At 50.7% G+C, this 22657-nt stretch carries 20 protein-coding genes; 5 read left to right on the top strand and 15 right to left on the bottom strand.

The window, feature by feature from the left end; translation table 11 throughout:
- Nucleotides 1-59 precede the first annotated feature (59 nt).
- From K0T92_RS13675 to K0T92_RS13660, 4 genes are read right to left on the bottom strand one after another with little or no spacing between them, the layout of a single operon-like run.
- The gene (locus K0T92_RS13675; RefSeq protein WP_219873040.1) at nucleotides 60-836 is read right to left on the bottom strand and encodes a PHP domain-containing protein; all 777 of its coding nucleotides are present in this window, start codon (nucleotides 834-836) and stop codon (nucleotides 60-62) included.
- Nucleotides 837-854: 18 nt separating this feature from the next.
- Nucleotides 855-1694 (bottom strand): energy-coupling factor transporter transmembrane component T family protein, encoded by an 840-nt coding sequence (locus K0T92_RS13670; RefSeq protein WP_219873039.1) that lies wholly within the window; start codon nucleotides 1692-1694, stop codon nucleotides 855-857.
- Nucleotides 1681-3447, bottom strand: a complete 1767-nt coding sequence (locus K0T92_RS13665; protein WP_219873038.1) for an ABC transporter ATP-binding protein — start codon at nucleotides 3445-3447, stop codon at nucleotides 1681-1683. The genes K0T92_RS13670 and K0T92_RS13665 overlap by 14 nt, the downstream gene beginning before the upstream one ends.
- Nucleotides 3447-4322 (bottom strand): DUF8171 family membrane protein, encoded by an 876-nt coding sequence (locus tag K0T92_RS13660; RefSeq protein ID WP_246628139.1) that lies wholly within the window; start codon nucleotides 4320-4322, stop codon nucleotides 3447-3449. The genes K0T92_RS13665 and K0T92_RS13660 overlap by 1 nt, the downstream gene beginning before the upstream one ends.
- A 177-nt stretch (nucleotides 4323-4499) precedes the next feature.
- Between K0T92_RS13660 and K0T92_RS25510 the strand changes: the two genes are divergently transcribed.
- Together K0T92_RS25510 and K0T92_RS13650 are read left to right on the top strand one after the other, a co-directional pair.
- Nucleotides 4500-5291, top strand: a complete 792-nt coding sequence (locus tag K0T92_RS25510; protein ID WP_219873037.1) for a PHP-associated domain-containing protein — start codon at nucleotides 4500-4502, stop codon at nucleotides 5289-5291.
- A gap of 48 nt (nucleotides 5292-5339) precedes the next feature.
- Nucleotides 5340-5579: a hypothetical protein gene (locus K0T92_RS13650; RefSeq protein WP_219873036.1), complete on the top strand. Its 240-nt coding sequence runs from the start codon at nucleotides 5340-5342 to the stop codon at nucleotides 5577-5579.
- Between the two features lie 553 nt (nucleotides 5580-6132).
- Here the strand turns inward: K0T92_RS13650 and K0T92_RS13645 are convergent.
- From K0T92_RS13645 to K0T92_RS13635, 3 genes are all read right to left on the bottom strand, one after another.
- On the bottom strand, nucleotides 6133-7608 hold the full coding sequence (locus K0T92_RS13645) for a protein adenylyltransferase SelO (protein ID WP_219873035.1): 1476 nt from the start codon (nucleotides 7606-7608) through the stop codon (nucleotides 6133-6135).
- A 159-nt stretch (nucleotides 7609-7767) separates the two neighbouring features.
- Complete coding sequence (locus K0T92_RS13640) at nucleotides 7768-8343, bottom strand: histidine phosphatase family protein (protein ID WP_219873034.1); 576 nt, start codon at nucleotides 8341-8343, stop codon at nucleotides 7768-7770.
- A 53-nt stretch (nucleotides 8344-8396) separates the two neighbouring features.
- Nucleotides 8397-9341: a helix-turn-helix transcriptional regulator gene (locus K0T92_RS13635; protein WP_219873033.1), complete on the bottom strand. Its 945-nt coding sequence runs from the start codon at nucleotides 9339-9341 to the stop codon at nucleotides 8397-8399.
- A 109-nt stretch (nucleotides 9342-9450) separates the two neighbouring features.
- On the opposite strand from K0T92_RS13635, the gene K0T92_RS13630 reads away from it, so the two are divergent.
- Entirely contained in the window at nucleotides 9451-10641 is a 1191-nt protein-coding gene (locus K0T92_RS13630; RefSeq protein ID WP_219873032.1) for an MFS transporter, read from the top strand.
- Nucleotides 10642-10753: 112 nt separating this feature from the next.
- On the opposite strand, the gene K0T92_RS13625 is transcribed toward K0T92_RS13630, so the two are convergent.
- Nucleotides 10754-11992 carry an extracellular solute-binding protein gene (locus K0T92_RS13625; RefSeq protein WP_219873031.1) on the bottom strand — a complete coding sequence of 413 codons (1239 nt, stop codon included), beginning with the start codon at nucleotides 11990-11992 and terminating at the stop codon, nucleotides 10754-10756.
- A 26-nt stretch (nucleotides 11993-12018) separates the two neighbouring features.
- Nucleotides 12019-13707, bottom strand: coding sequence for a methyl-accepting chemotaxis protein (locus K0T92_RS13620; RefSeq protein ID WP_219873030.1), 1689 nt, complete (start codon nucleotides 13705-13707; stop codon nucleotides 12019-12021).
- Between the two features lie 216 nt (nucleotides 13708-13923).
- On the opposite strand from K0T92_RS13620, the gene K0T92_RS13615 reads away from it, so the two are divergent.
- On the top strand, nucleotides 13924-15369 hold the full coding sequence (locus K0T92_RS13615) for a DEAD/DEAH box helicase (protein ID WP_219873029.1): 1446 nt from the start codon (nucleotides 13924-13926) through the stop codon (nucleotides 15367-15369).
- A 470-nt stretch (nucleotides 15370-15839) separates the two neighbouring features.
- Here the strand turns inward: K0T92_RS13615 and K0T92_RS13610 are convergent, their stop codons facing one another.
- Genes K0T92_RS13610 through K0T92_RS13600 form a run of 3 tightly spaced genes read right to left on the bottom strand, consistent with a single transcriptional unit; the run spans nucleotide 15840 to nucleotide 19842 of the window.
- Nucleotides 15840-18116: a glycoside hydrolase family 3 N-terminal domain-containing protein gene (locus K0T92_RS13610; protein WP_219873028.1), complete on the bottom strand. Its 2277-nt coding sequence runs from the start codon at nucleotides 18114-18116 to the stop codon at nucleotides 15840-15842.
- A 48-nt stretch (nucleotides 18117-18164) separates the two neighbouring features.
- Nucleotides 18165-19196 (bottom strand): hypothetical protein, encoded by a 1032-nt coding sequence (locus tag K0T92_RS13605; RefSeq protein WP_219873027.1) that lies wholly within the window; start codon nucleotides 19194-19196, stop codon nucleotides 18165-18167.
- Between the two features lie 13 nt (nucleotides 19197-19209).
- Nucleotides 19210-19842: a TetR/AcrR family transcriptional regulator gene (locus tag K0T92_RS13600; RefSeq protein WP_219873026.1), complete on the bottom strand. Its 633-nt coding sequence runs from the start codon at nucleotides 19840-19842 to the stop codon at nucleotides 19210-19212.
- A 130-nt stretch (nucleotides 19843-19972) separates the two neighbouring features.
- On the opposite strand from K0T92_RS13600, the gene K0T92_RS13595 reads away from it, so the two are divergent.
- Entirely contained in the window at nucleotides 19973-20620 is a 648-nt protein-coding gene (locus tag K0T92_RS13595; RefSeq protein WP_219873025.1) for a peroxiredoxin-like family protein, read from the top strand.
- A 62-nt stretch (nucleotides 20621-20682) separates the two neighbouring features.
- Here K0T92_RS13595 and K0T92_RS13590 read toward each other — a convergent pair whose 3' ends face one another.
- The 3 genes from K0T92_RS13590 to K0T92_RS13580 form a co-directional block, all read right to left on the bottom strand.
- Nucleotides 20683-21684, bottom strand: a complete 1002-nt coding sequence (locus tag K0T92_RS13590) for an anti sigma factor C-terminal domain-containing protein (protein WP_219873024.1) — start codon at nucleotides 21682-21684, stop codon at nucleotides 20683-20685.
- Nucleotides 21677-22180, bottom strand: a complete 504-nt coding sequence (locus tag K0T92_RS13585; protein ID WP_219873023.1) for an RNA polymerase sigma factor — start codon at nucleotides 22178-22180, stop codon at nucleotides 21677-21679. Before K0T92_RS13585 ends, K0T92_RS13590 begins: the two co-directional genes overlap by 8 nt.
- A 172-nt stretch (nucleotides 22181-22352) precedes the next feature.
- A complete protein-coding gene (locus K0T92_RS13580; protein ID WP_219873022.1) occupies nucleotides 22353-22640 on the bottom strand; it encodes a CD3324 family protein in 288 nt (95 codons plus the stop codon).
- Nucleotides 22641-22657: the final 17 nt, after the last annotated feature.

Here is a 22657-nt window from a genome sequence, read left to right as displayed (position 1 = left end):
GAGTTACTAACCAGCAAGATGACTGCGATAACAATACCCTCATTGTAACCCTTCATATCCTATTTTCCAATCCGCTGCGCCACATCAGCCGCTCCGCTCTGCTTCAACAGTTTCTTGACCAGGCTGGCAGCCTTCACTTTCGTCTCCAGGCAGGCGGAGACCTCGATGCGGTAACGGCCCTCCTTCAGACAAGCCGTGAGATCGGACACTCTGCTGTAGGCAGCATCCAGCTCGTTCAGCACACTGCCGAATTGAAGGGGATGATGCGTATCGCTGCCTGCCACAACCGGTAGGCCAATCGTCTGCCCGAGCTCCATCACAGTCTCCCGCATTGCCGGGCCGTATGTGTGCAGATCCTTGGCATTGAGATCAAAGCAATCGAGCCGCCTGAGCGTGTCGCGATCATGCTGAGTCAGAGGATTGCTCTCCCGATGCGGATGCGCCCCGATTCTCAGCAAGGACAGCTCGTCACACCAGTCGAGCAGCTGGCTGAAGGCTACGAAATTGTCTGCCGCCGTATGCGGCTCCAGCCTTGAACGCAATTCCAGTACTGCTTCTCTTGAGCCGATGACGAGAATATGGCCGCCGAATTGAACGTCCACCTCCATGCCCGGGAACACCTTGAAGCCGTCAACATCGTAATAATCCTCTGTGTAGGTGTAGTGACTGTCCAGTGCCTCGTAGATATCATGAAACCGGAAGGTGTTAAAATGCTCCGTCATGGCGATGGCGTCAAGGCCATTTAGAGCCGCTTCCTGAATGGATGCCTGAAAATATTCGATCGAAAACTCGGTTTTCTTGCTCAGCTTGATATGCGCGTGAAGATCGATTTTCATGATGGAATTCTCCTGTCTTTACAATGTGTACTGATTGCCCAGCCAGAATAAGAAGGCGACATAAATCGCCGATATCGCAAGGAATGCATAATCCCGGGGAAGAATCTTCAAGTAAGCCAGCTTGATCCGTTTCACCTTAGGGTCCTTGACCGCATAAGTGAATCCCTTTACCTCCAAGGCTTCGACCGTTGTCCGTGTTCGCTTCGCCGTGTTGAGAATGAGCGGATAGAACGCCAGAATCGATATTTTGCCCATGTAGACGAGAGAGCGCCAGCCCAGCAAGCCTTTGCGAAGCGGCGTACGTCCCCGAAGCCTGTAAGAGTAGAGGAGATTGTTGTATTCCTCAATCAGAATCGGAAGCATCCGGTAGCCATACGCTACGCCGAAGCTGAATTGGGCGGGCATGCCAAGACTGAGCAGGGCATCGCTAAGCTTCTCCGGGTCCATACTGGAAAATACGGCGATACTCGCAAGCGCGATAACGAGCAGCTTGAGCGTCAGCGTGGACAGCGCCAATGCAGCCGGGAGACCGCCGCCGAAGGCCAGCGCGACGATCAGCATGTAAGCCGTATCTGTGACGAGCCCGAACGCCAGCACGATGAATACGAGCACGCTCGGCTTCGAAGTGTAAGTGAGTACGGCGATTGCCAGCAGCATGCCAATGAGTACGGTCTTATTATGAATAAACCAGGGAGCAATGGCGAAGAAAGAGTACCATCCGATGAGCATCCTGGGATCAAATCTGGAGAGGAACGTCCGGGATTGGCCGTATGCTGTTCTTAGCAGCTCAATCTTGATCCGCTCCACGCTCAGTTTTTCCCATATTGAAGATTTGCGGGCCGGTTCAGCCAATTCCATAGACGAGCTCCTCTCTCTGTGCGCGCTCCATATAAGCGATGAATTGTTCCACGGACAGACAGGCTGGCTCGATGCCAAGCCGTCCGCATAATTGCACGATCTGGGGCGCAACCAGCGCCGCTCTGTCCAGAATATCCGGATGCTGAAATACGGTTCTGCTGTCCGTGTCCAGCAGAATGCGTCCTTCGTTCATGACGATGACGCGATTGGCCCAATCCGCGACGAGCTGCATATCATGCGTAGCCACGACGACAGCTTTGACTTCATCGCGGAGCTGATCGAACAGCAAGGTCAGCTCCTTGCGGCTTGCAATGTCCAGACTTGCCGTCGGCTCGTCGAGCAGCATGATGGTTGGTCGCATCGCCATGCCGATGGCAAGTGTCGTACGCCGCTGCTGTCCCCCGCTCAGCAGCCGCCCATCCCGCTGCTGCAATTCCGTAAGCTTGAATCTGCGCAGCACATCCTCAATGAACGGCTCGATGCCCTGCTGCTGCCTTGCTCTCAGGAAATACTCGACATCCTGGCGGATATTATCGGCGATGAACATTTCCTCGGGATTCTGGAAGAGGAAAGCGACCAGATCGGACAGCTCCTCAGGCGTACTCTTGCGTGTGTCCCTCCCGCAGACCGTAACCTTGCCCTCCCAAGGACGGCGAAGTCCCGAGATCAACCGCAGCAAGGTCGATTTGCCTGCTCCGTTATTGCCGATCAACGCAATCCGGTCACCCTCATGGATGCTCAGGTCAATGCCTTGAAGAATCGGCTTCTTCTTGCGGTCGATTCCCTGATAGCCGCTTATTACGCCCTCGAAGCGCACTAGCGGCTCCCCGGCGGATCGCGATGAGGATGCTGCAGAAGCGTATGCGTCGGTAGAAGGCAGCTCTCTTTTGGCAGCAGACCCCCAGTGCAACGCTGCTTCCTCAATCGTTATGGGATATAGCGCTCCTTCTATCGCTTGCTCGCGGCATAGCGCATGGAAGGCCTGGGTCACTTGCGGGGGCTGAATATTCATCTCATTCAGCTCCGATACAGCGGACAATCCCTCGGCAACGGATTTCACCCAGCGTACCCGCCCGCCTCTCTCCATTAGAACCATCTTCCGGCAGTAATCCGCAATAAACTCCGTATGATGCTCAATGACGACAATTGTTTTGCCATACCTCTCATTGAGCAGCTTGAGCTTCTCATAGATGACCCGCGCATGCGCGGGGTCCAGCTGCGCCACCGGCTCGTCCACAACGATAACATCCGGGTCCAGAGCAAGGGCGGCTGCCAGGGCGGCCATATGCTTCTGTCCCCCGCTCAGCTGCCAGATCCATTCATTGCGCAAATGCTCAATCTCCAGCATCCGAAGCGCATTCATGCCCCGCTCCTTGTAATCCTCATATCCGAAATTAAGCGGAGCGAAGCAGGCTTCATCGTATACGGTTGGACGCACCAGCTGGTTCTCGAAGTCCTGGAATACGTAGGCGACATTCCTGGAAAGCTCGGCAACGCTGCGCTCCGCTGTCGCAATGCCGTCAACAAAGACGGTCCCTTCCATATCACCGGAATAATAGGTCGGGATCAGTCCGTTGAAGCACTTGCACAGCGTGGACTTGCCGCTTCCGTTGCTGCCTGCGATCGCGATAAAATCGCCACGGTATATCGAAAGACTGACTCCTTCGAGAGAATTGGCTTCTGCGCCCGGATAACGGAAGGTCACGTTGTCAAGTTGGATGATCGGTTGCTCCTCCGTTGACTGGAGTGCCATTACACCATTTCCCCTTTCCGCTTGCCGGATTTCCTGGAGACGATCCATATTAACGATACGATGAAAATAACAGCCGCCACGCCCATGCTGATCCAGATCGCCCCATCACCCAGACCGGCTATGAATTCCGATTCCCAGTCGATGAAATTGATATCCGATTCCGCCATAAATTCCGCTGCGCCTGCAATAGCGAACAGAACAATGCTCAGAATAATGAGCCGTGGTGTTACGAAATCTCCAAGAGACGCAGATGCCCTGCCGTCACGAGGCTTCATGCCGAGCAGCGGCTCAACCTTGCCATACAGACGGGGCACGAGATACAGCGTTGGGAGCAAGGCGAACAAGGTACCGGAGACAATCATCGCATTCAGAAAGGCAAAGCCCTCTATAGCGAGCACGCTCTCGGGAAGCCCGGGAACAGCTTCAAAGTCCTCGATTCCAAAATACACCTTGCCGATATCGACGATCGTACCGAGCAGCTGATCGATTCCGATGGCAACATAAGCCGCGATAGCCAGCTGGCGCCGATTGGCGGGGTTCTTCACGAGCATTCCAGCGACGAATATCGCAAGCGCGAATTCGATGAATTTTTCCAGCTCGCCCAGCCCTCCGAATTGTCCCAGCAGCAGCTCTCCGAAAATAACTTCGCCGAAGCAAGCTCCGAGAGCGGCATAGAGCGGGTTGAACAGAATCGCGAAGAGCAGCGGTATGAAAATAAAATATTCCACTTTGAGTTCAATCGGCCCTATCTTCAATTCCGGTATGAGCTCGGTAATCATGTTCGAAATTCCGTACAACGACATGGACAAAATAAAAATCATGAGCTTCTGCTGCGGTGTTAATTCCCAGCGTTTCGTCATTGATCCAGCATTCATTCTCGTTCCCCCTAATAGTGTTGAATCTTCTACTTCAGCATAGGGTGGTTTTGTTATCCGATCGTTAACCCTATGTAATTTTTGCATTAATTATTTTCATATAGTTTTACTTGAAAATAAATTTTCATTATAATGGACAATAGGTTGATATGATTTCGGATGAGGGGCGGCTGTGAAGTGAGAATCGATTTGCATACGCATGCGAAATGGTCGAAGAGCATTGATTTTTCCTATGATTATTATCGGAGCATGATGAAGGAGGCCCACCACAATCACTTGGATGCGGTGGCATTGACGGAGCATTTCCATACACGGCGGTTTGCCGATATTTATGATACATTGGATCGCCATTGCCGATATGAAGGGGATTATTATGTTGTAGAAGGGGTAAAGGTGTTTCCCGGCATCGAAGTGGATGTGAAGGAGAACGGCCATATTTTGTTGATCGGAGCCAGAGAGAATATTCTCGCCGTCCGTTCGAGATTGGAAGGCCATACGGAGGAGAGCCATTATATAGAGCTGGAACGGTTGCTCAGGCTGAGCGACGAGTACTCCTGTATTCGAATCGGGGCTCATCCGTTTCGCGGCGCGAACCCTCTGCATCATGTGCAGCCGGAGCTGCTGGCCCAATTGGATGCGTTCGATGTGAACGGCAGAGACTTGCATCATTATGGCCTGAATATGGAGGGGAGAGTGCTTGACTTGGCACGGCAGATTGGATTGCCGGTCGTAGCGGGCAGCGACACGCATCAGCCGTTGCAGTTCGGCAGCGTGTACAACGAGCTTGAAGAAGACTGCGACACGATCGAACAGCTGCGTGATGCTATAAGACAGGGTGCTTGCGCGTACCAAATTTCGCCGCACCTCCATGCAAAGGTCGCAGCCGCCGAAGCCGAGCAGACCCGGTACAAGAAGGAATGGGCGACCCGCAGCATGGGATCAGTTATTGCCGGAGATATAGACGGATAATCGGGGACCTCATGAGTAAAAGCCCTCGTTGTTTAGAGGGCTTTTGCGTTGAAGCCTATCGCCAGGCTGTTCCCCCTGCCCAAGGGCAAGGGAGCGATTCCCGCGATGCCTGCGATATCCGCGATGCATGCGCGATGCGGCGATATCTGCGATGCCGGCAATATCTGCGATGCCGAGTATATCTGCGATGCCGGCGATATCTGCGAAAATGCAGGTTTCTTTCGTTCAGGCCTGCTGATGGCGAAATGCCTGCCAAAGAGCAGGTTTTCTTCCATTTCAGCCTGCTAAATACAAAATACCTGCCAAAGAGCAGGCATTTTGTCTGATTCGCCTCTATCGGAACAATTTCCCCTCATATTCCTGCACAATCGCATGCATTCTTCCACTTAGGGCCTTTTTCCATAGAAATTCCTTCGCTTACGCAGGCTTTCTTCTTCTCAAGCCACTATATGCACTGAGAGCTGCTGCTCGCAGCAGTCTGGAAAGGAGCTGCCAACCGCTAAATGCCACTCGGTAACCCCTATATTGTAAGGACCTTGCAGGGACCCCGATCATTGAAGGCAGCCCATACGCTAGATTAGAACACTGTTCGCCATTCCCCCAACTATCCGCTAATCATCCAGTAACGCCTCAATATCAAGCATCTCATCTAATACGCAATTTAAGTATGCTTAAGTACACAACTAGTACTGCAACTAGTTCGCATTGAAGTAGTACACATCAAGTATCATCAAGCACTCATCTAGTACTCACCAAGCACTCACCGAGCACTCACCAAGCACTCATCAAGCACTCACCAAGCACTCAAAGAGCACTCATCTAGTACGCATCAAACACCACATCAAGTACCGCAAAAGGTACGATAAGGCCCGGTTGATGACTCGGGCAGTGTGGTATACTCCGCCTGTTCGGGGGAGTGCGCGAAGGGGGCTGACAGGGCAGCAAGAAGCCTCTCCATTACGCTGTAGTCCCCTTGCTGCACCGCGGCTTCCAGCGCCTCTTCCACCCGGTGGTTGCGTGGGATTACTGCGGGATTGCTGTCCCGCATCAACTTATGCGAGGAAGCTCCCGACTCCGGCTGCCTCTCTCTCCTCGCCTGCCACAGCTCATGCCACCGGGCAAATTCCTCGCTTCCGAACAGCGCTGTGTCCTCCAGCCGATCAAACGTTAATGCGCGGAAGGTATTCGTGTAGTCTGCGCGATGCTTTTTCATCAGTTCAAGAAGGCCCTCAATAAGAGCTTCATCCTGTTCCTCTTCGTTAAATAGCCCCAGCTTGGCCCGCATTCCCGCAAGCCAATTGCGATGATACAAGTCGATAAAACCTGAGAGGGCGTCTTCAGCCAGCTTGACCGCCTGCTCCTCGTCGTCATGCAGCAGCGGCAGCAGACTCTCCGCGAATCTCGCGAGATTCCATACGGCAATATGCGGCTGATTGCCATAGGCATAGCGCCCATGCGCATCAATGGAGCTAAATACCGTTGCCGGATCATAGGCGTCCATAAAGGCACACGGCCCATAATCGATCGTTTCTCCGCTAAGGGCCATGTTGTCGGTGTTCATCACCCCATGAATAAAACCGACAAGCTGCCATTTGGCAATCAGCCCGGCCTGACGGTTAATAACCCCTTGAAGCAGGGAAAGATAGCGGTTCTCCCCCGTGTCCACTTCTTGATAATGTCTCTGCAATGTATAATCAGCCAAAGCCCGGAGCGTCTCGGCAGTGCCCCATTGTGCAGCATATTGAAAGGTGCCGACGCGCAAATGGCTGGCAGCCACACGGGTCAGAATGGCACCCGGCTGCTCGGTCTCACGATATATGGGATCACCGGTAACCGCCACCGCCAAGCTGCGGGTAGTAGCAATGCCAAGAGCATGCATCGCTTCGCTAATGATGTATTCGCGCAGCATCGGCCCGAGCGCTGCCCGGCCATCTCCCCGGCGGGAATAGGGCGTTCTGCCTGCACCCTTCAATTGAATATCCAACCGCTCGCCTTCAGGGGTGATCTGCTCCCCTAGCAGCAGAGCCCGGCCGTCGCCTAACATGTTGAAATGCCCGAATTGATGCCCCGCATAAGCTTGAGCAAGCGGTAAGGCGCCTTCGGGAATTCGATTACCCGCGAAGACAGCTATACCATCATCGCCCTGCAGCGCTTCAACGTTCAGCCCCAGTGACGCTGCCAGAGGATGATTAAGAATGATCAGCTTCGGCGAGCTTACAGCGGTCGGATCCAGCTTGGTGAACAAGGATTCCGGCAGACGGGCATAACTGTTGTCGAAGTTCCAGCCTGCTTCTATTCTCGCATTGTCCTCTTCCATCGTATCTCCTCTTATTCTCTTATTTGGTTTGTTTTTTTACTATAGAGCATCAATGATAGCATGTTGATCCCTCTAAATTTTAGTGTTTGCTTCTGTCCATTTATTATACCCTTTACACGCCTGATTGGCGCCCATCCAGCTCCTATTCCCGAAGCTCGATTACAGGGCATTCCACATTCTTCTGACCTCTACTAATTCCTGATCATTAAATTCCATTCTGTACACATCCGGTTTGGACGTCTGCAGCAAAAAATTCAAATCGTACTGATGGTCATAATAGCCCATCATCAAAGCCATTACAGCTCCATGAGTGCCCAACGCTATTTTCCGGCCGCGATAAGCCTGCAGTAGTTCTTTCAGGACCGTTATCGCCCGCCTCTGGCAAGCCGCATTAGACTCCCCTCCCGTCAATGCAAAGCCAGGATCAGCAAACGACTTCTCCAACAAAGGGTATAGCTCCTCGTCCGGCATCCGGCTGTCCTCATTAGCAAAGATTCTTTCTTTAAGATCCTCAATGATTAGAACCTCTTGCCCCGAACATCGGGCTAGCTCCTGAATGGTCAAGATTGCTCGCTGGTATGGACTGGAGACGAAAACCTCAATCCCCTCTTCTCGCAACAATTCGGTTATGCGATCAGCATCTGATTTCCCCTTGTCAGTCAGCCCTCTCGTTCTCTCGGTCCCTTCTGTCTTCGGCGATTCGCCATGTCTCACCATATAGATAAAAGTACTCATGTCATAACCTCCGTGCAAAAATGATGAATTCCCGGCCTATCGCCGTCTGCCCTTCATTGGTATCGGGCCAGCAGCTCGGAGAGCCTTCTCCGGATCGCATCCTTCAATTCCGCCGGAGCTTCCAGGGCGACATCGTCTCCTAGTCCGATGAAGAATGCCGTATAAAAAGGGATGTCGCCACGTGACACGTCCTCGTCGATGGCGCCGCTTCCGTCTTCATGCACCTGCAGCAGCGGAGCGAGCCACAGCTCGGCTTCGCAGCGCTGAACGCCGGCCCGGCTCAGCTTGGCACGCAGGCGAACAGGCTCCATCGGCCCGGCAGCCTCCCGCCTGCTGAGCCGGATATCTCCAAGCTCGAGCGGCTCTGTGCCGGACGTGTCGTACGCCGCTTCGCGAATCCGGTCACACCGGAACACGCGGTAGCCCTGGCGCAGGAAACAATAGGCCGTACAATACCAGAGGCCATTATTGGCGTAGATGCAGACCGGCTGAATCCGGCGGCAATTGGCCCCCTCCTCTTTCGACTCATATTCGACGGCGAGCACCTTCCTATGTACCGCCGCGTCGAGAAGAATGGACAAGCAAGGGGCATCGCCCCGTCTTGTCGGCGTAATGAAGTCAACCCGATCCTTCATGCTGTCAATCCGATCCCGCACGTCCCCGGGCATATGGAGATAGAACTTGCTCAGCGCCGAGGCTGACTCCGCCTCGAACGGCAGCGAGGAATAGTGACGCAGGGCGTGCACCGCAAAGAACATCGCCACAGCCTCCTCCTCCGTGAATGCAATCGGAGGCAGTACCCGCTCCCTTACCACCTGATAGCCCCCATGCGGGCCTACTTCCGAGTAAAGCGGCACTCCCAGCTCGCTCAGCTCCTGCAGATCCCTCAGAATTGTGCGCGTCGAAACGCCGAATTCATCGGCTAGCTCCTGCACCTTGAATCGCCGCTTCCGATTGACGGTCATCATCAGTTCCATCAGTCTTTTGGACTTGGGCATCCGGCCAGCCTCTTTTCAACTAATCTATAAGTTCATGACAAATTGTGTCACCATTATAGCTTACGATAGAAAACGCAAGCAACTCGAACCCCATTAGGAGTGATCAACCATGCGTAAATTTACAGTACTTTTCTTCCTCATCATGTTCATGATCGGAACCGATACATTCCTGATCTCGCCCTTGCTCCCAACGCTGCAGACGGAATTCGGCGTGTCTACGGATATCGCCGGATGGATGCTTGGCGCCTACACACTCGGCTCCGCCGTCTTCGCCTTGATCGCCGGACCTCTGTCCGACGGCTGGAACCGGAGAACCGTCCTGCTGGGCGGCATGCTCGGCTTCTCCATCTCGACCATACTGTGCGGCTTTGCGGATGGCTTCTGGACGATGTGCCTGTTCCGTTTCCTTGCCGGTATCAGTGCGGCGTTCACCGCTCCGCAGGTGTGGGCTTCCATCCCCGCTGTCATGCCCCCATCCCGGATAGCGAAAACAATGGGCATCGCCTTCTCGGGACTCGCCGCATCCCAGGCGCTCGGTGTGCCCATCGGAAGCTGGCTGGCGACCGCCCATTGGTCTGTTCCGTTCTGGACGATTGGAACCGCTGCACTGCTGCTTGCCCTCGCTGCATTCTACACACTGCCCGATATGAAGCCCACCTTGGCAAAGGGCGAGCGTACGTCAATTCTAGCCCGGTATGTCCCGCTAATCACGAGCGGCCAAGCAAGGGGCGGCTTCTTCGCCTACCTGCTCCTTCATCTGGGATGCGGTACCGCCTTCGCCTTCGTTGGCAAATGGATGGCTGACCGCTTCGAGCTTCCGATCGAGGGAATCGGTACCGTGATGATCTTCCTCGGCCTCGGCAACCTGCTGGGAAGCATGATTAGCGCTTATGCAGCCCGGAAGCTCGGTCATGCGAATGCAGTCGCGGCGGGAATGGCATTACTCATCGTGCTGTATGTAGTTATGCCCCGTCTGGCGGGCCTCTCTGCCGTGACGATTGTTTACTTCATCATTTGCACGACGCTCGGGATCATCTTCCCGATTGTCATGGGTGCGCTCACTGCGCTTAACGCTTCTATCCGGGGAACGATCTCCAGCTTGGCCAACGCGACAATGAACGGCGCGAACACGCTCGGCGCGTGGGGAGCAGGCATACTCTACATCCAGCTAGGCGGATACTCGTCAATCGGTATCTTCTCCGGCATCTGCCTTGCACTTTCACTCGGGTTGTTCCTCTCAAGTGGCGTCCTAGGGAGGAAATCGGTGAACACAGCCACGAAGGAGGTATCCGCCTCTTAGACAGTACAAAACAAAAAGCAGTCCCGACAGCGGCCAAGTGCCGACAAAGGACTGCTCCTATTAAGGCGAAACATGCGAAGCTAGAACCCCAATTGCTCCGCTCGGGGAGTCTCTATCGATCTTGCTTCAACAGACTTTTCCATGCAGCTTGAATTTTCTGAGCGCCGGCTTCGACCGACTGGTTGCCGAGAAGAATCTGGCCTAGATTAGGCGTGAAATCTGAGAACATCACAGACCCTTCCGTTATGAGAGGACGAGACTTTGCAGCGTCGAGCTGCTTCTTGAAGCCCAGAAAGATCGGGTCCGCAGCCAAGGCCGCATCTTGATAAGCACTCGTTCTTGTAGGCAGCGTCTTGACCTCTTTGGCCTGCAAAATCTGTGTCTCTGTACTTGTCAGATAAGAAATCAGCTCATAGGTTTCTTGCGGATGCTTGCTGTATTTAGAGATCGCGAGACTGTGCCCGCCCGCTGGAGAGCCTTGTCCCTTCGGCCCCTTGGGAATAGCGGCGATTCCCAGATTGCCCGCATCCTTGAACTCACTGCCAGACAACAGGTCGGCAACCGCCCAAGGTCCGTTAATAATCATAGCCGAGCGGCCTTCCTTGAAATCCAGCATCATCTTATTGTAGCCGTCGTTGAAATCGGTGTAGGGCTGGGCTGCTTTCTCCTGTCTCAGCGTCAGCATGAATTGAAGACCTTGGATCGAATCGGCTGAGTTGATTTGGATCTGCTTGTCATCGGTAATTGTCCCACCGCCAAAAGCCCAAATATATGGGAGGGCAAAATAAGAATCGTCGGAGACGAATATCCCGTAACGATTATTATTCGTAAGCGCCTTGGCCATGGCCAGCAGCTCATCCATCGTTTGCGGAGGATTGGGGAAGCCGCCTTCCTGCAAAATCCGTTTGTTGTAAAGCAGAGCCGGCGCTTCCATGACGGACGGCAAGGCATAGATTTTATCTCCGCTCTGAACCGAACGGATGACTGTCTGATTGAAATCGGCGCGATCGGACTCGGCAAGCATAGCATTAAGCGGGTACACTAAATCCAAATCGGCAAATTCCGGAATCCAGGAATTATCCGCCCTTATAGCATCCACCGGCTGATCGCCAAGCAGCGCTGTTTTGAAAACTGTGGAGGCTGCCCCGAAGTCGATATCGGACACGTTCACCGTTATATGCGGATGCTCTTCCTCGAATTGAGCAATACGCGCTTTGACGAAGTCAGCTTCTTTGCCCTCGTAGGTGCTTATGAGGGTCAGAACGACCGGTTCCTCCTGTTCTGCCGAGCAGGCAGACAATAGTAGAACAAATGAGATACAAAGGCTCGTGATCATTGACTGTTTCTTCATGGTGTATTCCCCTTCTATCTAAATAATTATAAATGGAATTTGCCGATTACGGTCTTCAGCTCGTCTGCAAGAGCAGCCAAATTGCTTGCGGAGGCGGTAATTTCCTCCATAGAGGCCAGCTGCTGCTCGGTAGAAGCCGCAACGCTCTGTGTTCCTGCCGAGTTCTCTTTGGCAATTCCGGATATAACCGAAACACCCTCAACTACGTGCTCCGTGTCTTCCATCATGTTGACTGTAGATTCGGTTACTTCCCGGATGTCATCCTCCACTTGCCGGATCATCTCCAGGATGCCTTCGAAGGACTCTCCTGCCACTTCAATAAGATGAATCCCCTTCTGCACCTCTAAGGTACCGTGCTCCATCTCCACAGCAGCTACGCTTGATTCCTGCTGAATGCCTGCGATCAAGCTGCGGATTTGATCCGCTGACACACGCGACTGTTCGGCCAGCTTTCTTACTTCCTGTGCTACGACGGAGAAGCCGCGTCCTTGCTCGCCAGCCTTGGCTGCTTCTATCGATGCATTGAGTGCAAGCAGGTTCGTTTGATTGGAGATGTCCATAATAAGCTTCGTAGCATCGCCGATTTGGGCGACTTGCCGCTGCAGACCCTCGATCACTTGAGAGAGCTTTCCGTTGCTGCCCTCAATGACGCGTACCTGCTCAATCGCATTAATGAGATCATGCTTGCCCTGCAGCGCCGTATTCGAGGTGTTTCTGGCGGTTCCAAGAACAGCCTGTCCATTGGCAGCGATTTGGTTCACTTTCTCCGACAGTGAGGTAATCGTCAAGAGGCCCCCGCTTATCTCTATATCTTGACGCTGGGTACCATCGGTGATCTCTTGCATGATGGTTGCGATATGCTCTGTGGCAAGGCCGGTTTGCTCCGCGCTTACTTGCAGCTGGGCTGAAGAAGCAGCGACATGAATCGAGACTTGCTCTGCGCTGCCAATAACCGACCGTAATGACTGCTTCATCGCATTGAAGGCGCCAGCAAGCTCAGACAGCTCATCCTTCCCATCAACCGGCAGGTCCTGCATCTGCAGGTTGCCCTTAGCCACAGCGTCAGCCAAATTAATTAAGCGGCGGATACGTGAGATCAAGTAATTCGACAACAGAATAGCAATGCCGGCGGAAAGCAGTATCGCAATCCCCACAAGCGCATAGTTCAAGAGCTCCACTTTTTGATTCATGCTGTGGATATCACTCTTGTACTGCTCGATCTGCAGCTGCTCCTCCTTAACAACAGAAAGCAGCGCGAACGCGACAGGGTCGAAGGAATCCTTCGTGTACCGTTCCTGTGCCATAACGACATTCCCTTGTTCCAACTGGGCCATAATCTTGAGCTTCTCTTGTTTGCTCTCCATCCATTTCGCTTGGAAATCATCGATTTGCTGCAGACTGTCGGGGTCTGCTGTCATATCCTTCAGACGGACCAGTTCCGCTTCGAGAAAACGTACGGTTTCTTCGAAACGGGTTTTGTAGCCCTGTTTCAAGTTATTGGGGGCAAGCATATAGTGTGCGCCATAATCGTTTGCCGTTCTAGCGAACAGGTTCAAGCGCTGAATCACTTCCATGCGCTTATGGGAGACGAGAATTTCATCCATTTGCCTATCGATCGAACTATTCATCGTGGTGGTGACACTAACTGCGATCAAGAAGAGTGCAATGATTGCAAAAAAGCTGACCAACAGTCTCGTGCGAAGTTTAAAAGTCATCCAAGGTTCCTCCGTAAGTCTATGATGTCTATGTTATCACCTTGCTGAAGCTGCGCAGCGCAAACCTTTGCACACCTCAACAAGTTGCTCCTACTCTATATCGTCAGCCTACTATAGGAATTAAAGACCTCGGGGTATAATAGATAAATATACGATTGTTGCACGGCGGGAATCTGTATGCAGGGGTACTCCAATATAACGTAGAAGAGGTTAACGATGAGTGAGAAGCATTTTGCAGATTATGAATTAAGCGAAGAGATCATGAGAGCATTGAATAGCCTGGGCTACGAGACGCCGACAGAGGTTCAGACAGAGGTCATTCCGGTTGCGCTGGAGAAGAAGGATCTTGTTGTCAAATCGCAGACAGGCAGCGGCAAGACCGCAGCTTACGGTATTCCGCTCTGCGAGCTGGTAGACTGGAACGAGAATAAGCCGCAAGCCTTAATTCTGACACCCACCCGGGAACTTGCGTTACAGGTCAACGAGGACATAACGAATATTGGGCGCTTCAAGCGGATCAAGGCAACGGCTCTGTATGGGAAGCATCCTTTTCATATACAGAAGGCCGAGTTAAAGCAAAGAACGCATATTGTTGTAGGCACGCCGGGGCGTGTGCTGGATCATATTGAACGCGGCTCGCTATCGCTGCAGCGGATTGGCTATCTCGTTATTGACGAAGCGGATGAGATGCTGAATATGGGCTTTATTGAGCAGGTTCAGTCGATCATTGGGGCGCTGCCGGGCAGCAGGACGACCATGTTATTCTCCGCTACCTTTCCTGAGGATGTGGCCAACCTGTCACGGCAGTATATGGATAATCCTGCACAGATTGAGATCAAAGCGAGCGGCATTACGACGGCCACGATTGAACACGCTGTTATACAAGTGATGGAAGCGGACAAGCTGGCGCTGCTTCAAGATCTGCTCATCGTTGAGAGTCCGGACAGCTGTATTATTTTCTGCCGTACACAGGAGAATGTTGATCGATTGTTCAGAGCAATGGCTGACCTTGATTATCCTTGTGATCGCATTCATGGCGGCATGGAGCAGGAGGAGCGATTCGAGGTGATGAATGCGTTCAGAAGAGGACAATTCCGTTACTTGATTGCGACAGATGTAGCCGCCAGGGGGATTGATATTACGAATATTACCCATGTTATCAACTACGATATTCCACTTGAGAAGGAAAGCTATGTGCATCGTACTGGTCGTACAGGACGCGCGGGCAAGACAGGCAGAGCGATTACCTTCGCCACTCCAAGAGATGACGGGCGGTTAGCCGATATTGAAGCTTATATTGGGTTTGCAATTCCGAAAGTGATGGCTCCTTCCGAAGAGGATGTTGAGCGGCGAAGAGAGGATTTCGAGCAGAAAATAAATATTGGCCCCGTTCTGAAACGGGATAAACGCGAGCTGTTGAACAAGCAGATTATGAAGCTTAACTTCAATGGCGGCAAGAAGAAAAAGCTGAGAGCTATCGACTTTGTTGGCACAATCGCCAAGCTTGAAGGAGTAACCGCAGACGATATTGGTATTATTACGATTCTCGACCATGTGACAGATGTTGAGATTCTGAACGGCAAGGGGCCGCTTGTGCTTGAATTGATGAAGAATACGACGGTTAAAGGCAAGCTGTTAAAGGTGCGCCGAGGGAATAAATAACTAGAAAGGAGCTGTCCAGAAAGTCCTTTTTGGAGATGCGAGATACGAGAGGCCAGCAAATCTAGGCAAAACATGCGAAACGGCAGTTTTTTTCCCGTTTCTGGCCCATGAGGGTGAAATGCCTGCCAGCTTGCAGGTATTTCACCCTCATTTCCCCTTAACGGCCGATTTTTGCTCACATTCATGCATGATCGCAGGCATTCTATCATTATGGCGTCTTGTAACCGAAATTCATGCACTTTCGCAGGCTTCTTACCCCGCCACTCTGCCTTCAAACCACACTTGGGGAAGGCAACGGGTGGACTAAGTCCACCCTGTACAAAGAAAAAGATGCCTCCCACCCATTTTTTAGCGGGTTTAGAGGCATCTTTTCACATCATTTGGGACTAATTCCTTGGACATTAGACTACTTTTCGGACAGCCCCTTCGTTTGTTCTGCTATGGTTATCCTCACGGCAAGCAAGAGTCAGCTAATCTTTGGCCTGATAGCTGACAGGGAGAGTCCCCTTCGCTTCATTCCTACCGAAAATGACCTTTAATGCGGCGAGTACGTTCGGCTGCTGAGCGCCATATGCTGCAATGCCAGCGTGGACGTCATGCAAGAACATCCATTCATAAGGATTACCTAGCGACAACAGCACATATGGCTTGGAGCTTGTGTTGAGCTGATTAACGAGTGATTGATAATTTGCCCAATTATGCTCCTGAATCGGACTGCGGAATTGATAGGAGGCCAAGATGACGAAATTCGCCTGCTGAATGCGCGCATTCACATCTGAGGCCTTACTGCCATCCAGAAGCAGCGTCTCTACCGTATAGCGCGTACTGGAATCCACCGAGGACAACTGATTCTTAATCAACTCAGCCTGTTCGGCATTTGGCGCCAGAATCGCTATCCGATCCCCTTCTTGTATGCTGTAGGGCAGGCTGTTATTATCATTCTTCACCTCGGTAATGGACTGCTCGGCGATGGATTGCTCTATTCGACGGTGCTCGCTTGTGCCGATGACCCGCTTGGCTTCCAGCAGCTTCGTTTGAAGATCGCTCTGCGCCTGAAACAAGCCATATTTCTGCTTCAAGCGGAGGATACGCTTAACAGAGGCGTCAATTTGCGCAGCATTGATCTCGCCCTTATTCACGGCTTGAACGATGGCTTGGTGAGCACCGGACACTTCCTTAGGCATAAGAATGATGTCAATGCCTGCCTTAACGGCAAGCTTAACCGCCGCTTCCTCTCCGAAATGCGCCGCAATCCCCTCCATCGTGAATGCGTCTGATACAATAACCCCTTGAAAGCCTAATTCCTCTCGAAGCAGTCCGGTCATTACTTTGCGGGATAAAGTAGCTGGCAGCGGAACATCAGAACCGTCTTTCTTGGACTTCATCGTGGTGTCATCAAGCGCTGTAAAGGCAATATGCGCGGACATGATCATATCTGCCCCGCTGCGAATTGCTGCACGGAATGGCTTCAGCTCAATCTCCTCAAGACGTTGTCTATCATGGGTTAGAACGGGCAGGCCAAGATGAGAATCTACGGTTGTGTCCCCATGGCCAGGGAAATGCTTGACCGCCGCAATGACGCCGGATTGCTGCAGCCCTTGCAAGAAATGAACTCCGAAATCTGCAACAAGATCAGGGTCGGACCCGAATGAGCGTATGCCAATAATCGGATTGTCCGGGTTCACATTCACGTCCAGAACCGGCGCAAAATTCAGATTAACTCCGAGCGCTTGCAGCTCGGTACCTGTAACCTTCCCGGCATCCAGAGCAAGCTGAGGCTGTCCGGTCGCACCGAGTGCCATATTTCCGGGGAAATTGGTTCCGCCCGGAATCCGATTGACGACACCCCCTTCTTGATCAATGCCCAGGAATAAGGGGATATCGCCGGATTGCTGCTGCAATTGATGATTGAACGTTGTCAGCTGTGCAACGTCTACGATATTTTTATTGAACAGGATCAGCCCGCCTGGCTGCTGGTCATAGAGCATGCTTGTAACTCCTGCATTGACCGATACGGTCGGCTTGCCAGCCCACATCCGGATTTCCGGCATGAGCATTTGCCCGACCTTTTCTTTGACCGTCATGTATTGGAGAAGCTTGTCCCAATCCTGTGACTGAATAGCCTCAGCCCTCTCCATCCGGATGATTCTCGTTAAGAAGACGGCATACTCGGCCCGGCTTACCGGACGGTTCGGCCTGAAGGTAGCATCAGAATAACCGCCAACCAAACCGTTCGAGGCGAGCAAACGGATCGGCTCCGTTGCCCAATGCCCGTCAATGTCTGTTAACTCCGATGTTTCGGGCCCCGGCGTAAGTTTGTAGAACCTTGATAGTATAGCAGCCGTCTCTGCGCGGCTGATCGGCGCATCGGGACGGAACGTTCCGTCGTCGAAGCCGCCAATCAGACCCAGACTCGTCGCAACCGCAACTTCTCCATAGAACATATGTGTTCTGGGCAAATCGCGATATTGGATCTCAGGCAAGGTGTACTTTCTGTCCGGATACATCTCCCGGATTAAATAAGTGACGGCTTGTGCCCGCGTGATCGAGTTCGATGGCTTGAATTGACCATTGCCATACCCGGCTATCGTTCCCCTTTGGGCCAGATAATAAATGCTGTCCTCCGCCCAGGCCGAGTGGTCAAGATCACCAAACCGCTCCTGTGCCGATACCGTCGATGCTAAAGGCGATAAGTATAGCGCTGCCATGATGCCTATCATAAATGTGATTTTGTGCCATGCTTTCACCTTTCATCATCCTTTCATGCTGAGAAAAATAATGCTGTGTAGCTGCGCCTAGTCATCATTTGGCCTGGTCGGGTCTGTTGCTAATCGATCCTCAAGACTCGTTACCTCTTTCTCGATTTCCCTGAAACTCCAATCCCTAGAAAACTCAGGCGTGGCATGAAGTAAGTTTTTGGCGATCACCAAGAAATCTTCTGCTTCTTCCATCATGTGTTGTTCCAATAATGCCGGTATAACCGTTTTAATAATTTCACTTGCGTAATAGACATAAGAGTATTGATTATCGTAGTCCTGTATCGTTCGGGTTACAGTCAACAACTGGCTGGCATTGTTCCTATCAACAACACCGTTCACGAAATAATTGATCGTTCCGTGATAGAAGCTATACTCTGTTGCCCCATATTCTCTATTTTGAATACAAGTAATGTTGCGTCCAAATGCTTCCTGAATCCAATCGCATTCGAGCCTGGCGTTAGCTATGGAATTGTAAGAGTCAACCATTTCCTGATAGTCATATTTCATCCGATTGTGGCTGCAGCCCATGCGGATATAATATTCCTTGGCCTGATCGACGGTTGTAATCTCCAGCACCGAGTTCGCGCATTGGCGATAGTCAGCCAATAGTTGCTCCTCCTCCGCTGCTTCCGGATCGCTTATCAAACATTCAACAATCTGTAATAACTCCCGGGCATTTTTCAAGTGTCCAAGCTTGGGGAGATGAGGAAGAATTTTCCCCAGAATGGCCCTCGCAATCCTATTCTTAGAAACAGAAGGTATAGAATATTGCAAATGGCGGGTTGCCGCTACAATCTTGTCAACATCGGCAGATATTTTCAATTTACTTGAGAACAATTCAGCGATTTCATCATAATAGCACCATTTCATATCAGCTGATGATTGCTCTAGCCTGGCAAACAACTGCTCGAAGTACTCGTTCGTCCATTGATTCTCAAGTTCTGACGTTACAAGTCTCTTATAGGAGGTATGCCATACATCACCCTCCCGATTCATTTCGTACTTATTGCACTTCCATTTGAAAAAATAGGCCTTCGCCTGCTCTACATTCCCTAACTCGAGTTCCATCTACTCCATCCTTTCAATGTCTCCCGTCGTTCGTTACACCAGCCTGCTCCTTGCTGCTCAAGCACATCCCTTTCAGGTATGCGGTCAGACTCGCAATATTCATTCGGACATGCCGATTGTCGCCCTCCAGCTTGCTGAGCATGATGCCGCCTTCCATGACGGATAGCGTAAAGGTCGCTAAGGCGTCGATATCGAGATCCGCCTTGAATTCACCGGATTGAACGCCCTCCGAGATGATCGCTTTCATATTGTCCAACGTGCGCTCCAGCCCTTCGCGGGCTTTGGCACGCAGAACCGGATGACCGTCGTCGCTCTCGGTAGCCAGGTTAAGCAGCGGACAGCCGCCTGCAAAAGGAGGAGCTTCGACTACATTGCTGTACACCTGCAGATAGACAAGCAGCTTGCCCATCGCAGTTGATTGCTCATCGAATGCGTCTTTGATTGTTTGATTCACGATGCTGCCTGCATATTGGTAAGCCTCAAGGGCGATTTCGTCTTTACTGGCGAAGTGACGGTATATGCCGCCTTTCTTAATGCCCGTTAACTCTGTAATATCCGACAAGGACGACGCTGCATAGCCTTTCTGGTTAAACAGCTCGGCAGACTTCGCGATAATGTGTTTGCGGGTTTTCTCACCCTTCAGCATGTCAAATCCCCCTTGCCCACATGTGGAATGATTCCTTTCATTATACCAAATAAAAATTTGCTTTCGATAAGGGAATCTTTGTGCTATATTAAAGATACCGTTCGGTATCTTTTTTGAGGAGGCGACATGGATGACACAATTAAGTCCAATCCTGGATGAAGCAAAAAAGCAATTCGTGGCCAAAACGTCCACGGACGTTCACAACGAAATATTTGGATTGATTCGCGAGCAGCAGCAATCGGGGATGGTGTACGGCTTGCAGGAAGGTCAGCAGGCGAAGGATTTTACCCTGAATAATTCAGTTGGCGTTCCTGTGAATCTGTTCGAGCAGCTGTCCAAGGGTCCTGTTATATTAACCTTTTATCGCGGAGGATGGTGCCCCTTCTGCAATATGCAGCTGCGGGCTTACCAGAGCATCTTGCCGGAAATTGAAGCGCTCGGTGGTCAATTGATCGCTTTAAGCCCGCAAAGTCCGGATAATACGCTCTCCCAGCAAGAAAAGGAGGAGCTTCGCTTCCACGTCCTCAGCGACACGGATGGCATGGCGGCCGCCCTCTATAACCTGCTGTACGATGTTCCGCCTTCTATACAGGAGATTATGACGAATCAGTTCAAGCGGGATCTGATGGAATACAACGCCACCGACCGCTGGATTCTTCCCGTTACTTCAACATTCATAATCGACAAGTCCGGTATCATCCGTTCGGCTTATGTCAACCCGGATTTCATGCAGCGCCTGGAGCCCCAGGACATTCTCGATCAGTTGAACAAGCTGTAAGCTTGCAGGAACGCCAAATAACCCCTGTCTCTGTATGAGACGGGGGTTATTTGGCGTTGACCCTATTTTCGATCCGATATTACCCCGAATGTGGAGGCCTTAATGTAGGTTTGGTTTTGTAATGATTTCAGTTGCTCTGTCGTTCCAGCCACTACGGCTCCAATAATTTTTATATCACCTTTATCCAAAGTTCCATCTTCCCCCACTAATGATTGGTATACTTGGTTTGCTTCCCACTCGAAATTCTTACTTTCTCGAAGGTGCTCAATGTTTTTAATAAATGAGTCAACCTCGTCAAAAGAATCGTTTTGAGATTGCCGGGGTTTTGATTGTTTGGAATGAAATCCATAAATAAACGGGGAATTAGCCTTCACAGTATCCTGTCCGTGCCTCATATAATTTAGACGATCATCCGTATATGTATCAGCCCACCACCACACTATTTGCACATTAGGAGGTAGTTTGCTTTCAATCTCATCAAGACTGTATGGTTGATCAAAAGATAACCCTAGTTCTACTAATAGAGCCTCCTCCAATTGGCCAAGTTCGCTGACACTGTCCTTATACCATTCATATGCTATCTCAGGATGGTAAAAAAACATCTCTCTATCTCCAGTGTAAGAATTAAATGTTTCAAGTTGATTGGATTCTGCCAATGACGCAGACCCATCCAATTGTATGGCCCCGTATGAACCATAATGAGGTGAATAGGTTCCAAAGACATTGTAATTCCCTTCAATAGGCTCCCAAATGTAAGGCCTGTTCCCAAGCATCTTATAGGTATGTGTCTGTATTTCACCCCCAAACAAATTGTAATTGGCTGTTTGATTACTGATATGAACATTTGGTGCACTGATTTCATTAAACAATATAATCTCATCCATTGTCTTTTGAGCATTGTGTAATGATAACTGTCTTAATCCGTACAACAAGATCAAAAGAATAATTGGCGTAACAATTACCGAAACCCCAATGATTTTCATTGTCGACCGAAGCTTGGCCTTCCTTACTAATTTCCTAGTCTGTTGTTCATCGAACACAAAATCTTTGGTCTCATTATTCATTATGAAGAACCTCCTGAAATTGTTTAATAAATTTTTCCTTTGCCCGTCTGACATGAGTTTTTAGCGTATTCTCATTCATCATGAGTAAAGAGGAAATTTCTTTGTACGATAATTCCAACTCATATTTCAAGACTAATAATTCCTGTTGGAAACGGGGCAGTGTTTCTAGCGTTTCTCTAATGTCCCTTGCTCTTTCTTTTTCAAGAACACGTATTTCAGGAATATTCGTCAAGACGATCAGCGGAAGTGCATCGACATCAGCTGTTGAATAACGCTTTTCTTTTCGTTTGAGATCGTAGAATCGATTCGACGCCACTCGGTATAACCAGCTCATTACTATATCTGACCGAATTCCATCTTTGTATAATAAAAATTTATAACATGTATCTTGGACGATATCTTCTGCATCCTCATGAGTAAGACCGCGTTTTCTTAAATAACGGTAAAGCATGGTCCCTACTTGCTGCAAAAATTCGTCCATTGTTTGTTTGCCCATGTCTCTCCTCCCTCCCCCATACAACGTTATCCTAAATAAAAAGTTTACAGGTTAAAAAAATATCTACTGAATGACTCAAAATCACAAAAAAAGAAGCTATATAAATAGCTTCAACATGTTATCTTCAGGTAATGGATGGCCTATTCTTTGAAAAATAAACAACGCCGAGCTATCATTCTTTATCATGTCTGGTTCCCGTGGTTTTAGAATAAACAATTGAACGTATTCTCTCCTCGCTTAGACCATATTTGGGCGCTAAGACTTCAATACTGATACCTAATTGAAAGGAGACTTGAATTTCTAAATTTCGTATTTCAAGCCGTTGCTTTGCACCTGACTGACTCCCCCAGCCCTTACGTAATTTTTGCGGTATATATAAGTGAGTGCCATCAACGTATCTTTGAATTTCTTCTACCAGTTGCGCCGGAAGTATATCTTTAGCGTTTACATATTTCTTCATAGGCTTCTGCTCCCGCC

The sequence above is a fragment of the Paenibacillus oenotherae genome, assembly GCF_019443105.1.
GTDB classification, from domain to species: domain Bacteria; phylum Bacillota; class Bacilli; order Paenibacillales; family Paenibacillaceae; genus Paenibacillus_Z; species Paenibacillus_Z oenotherae.
Note: the sequence above shows the minus strand (reverse complement) of the source record. Positions and strands in the feature narration are given on the sequence as shown.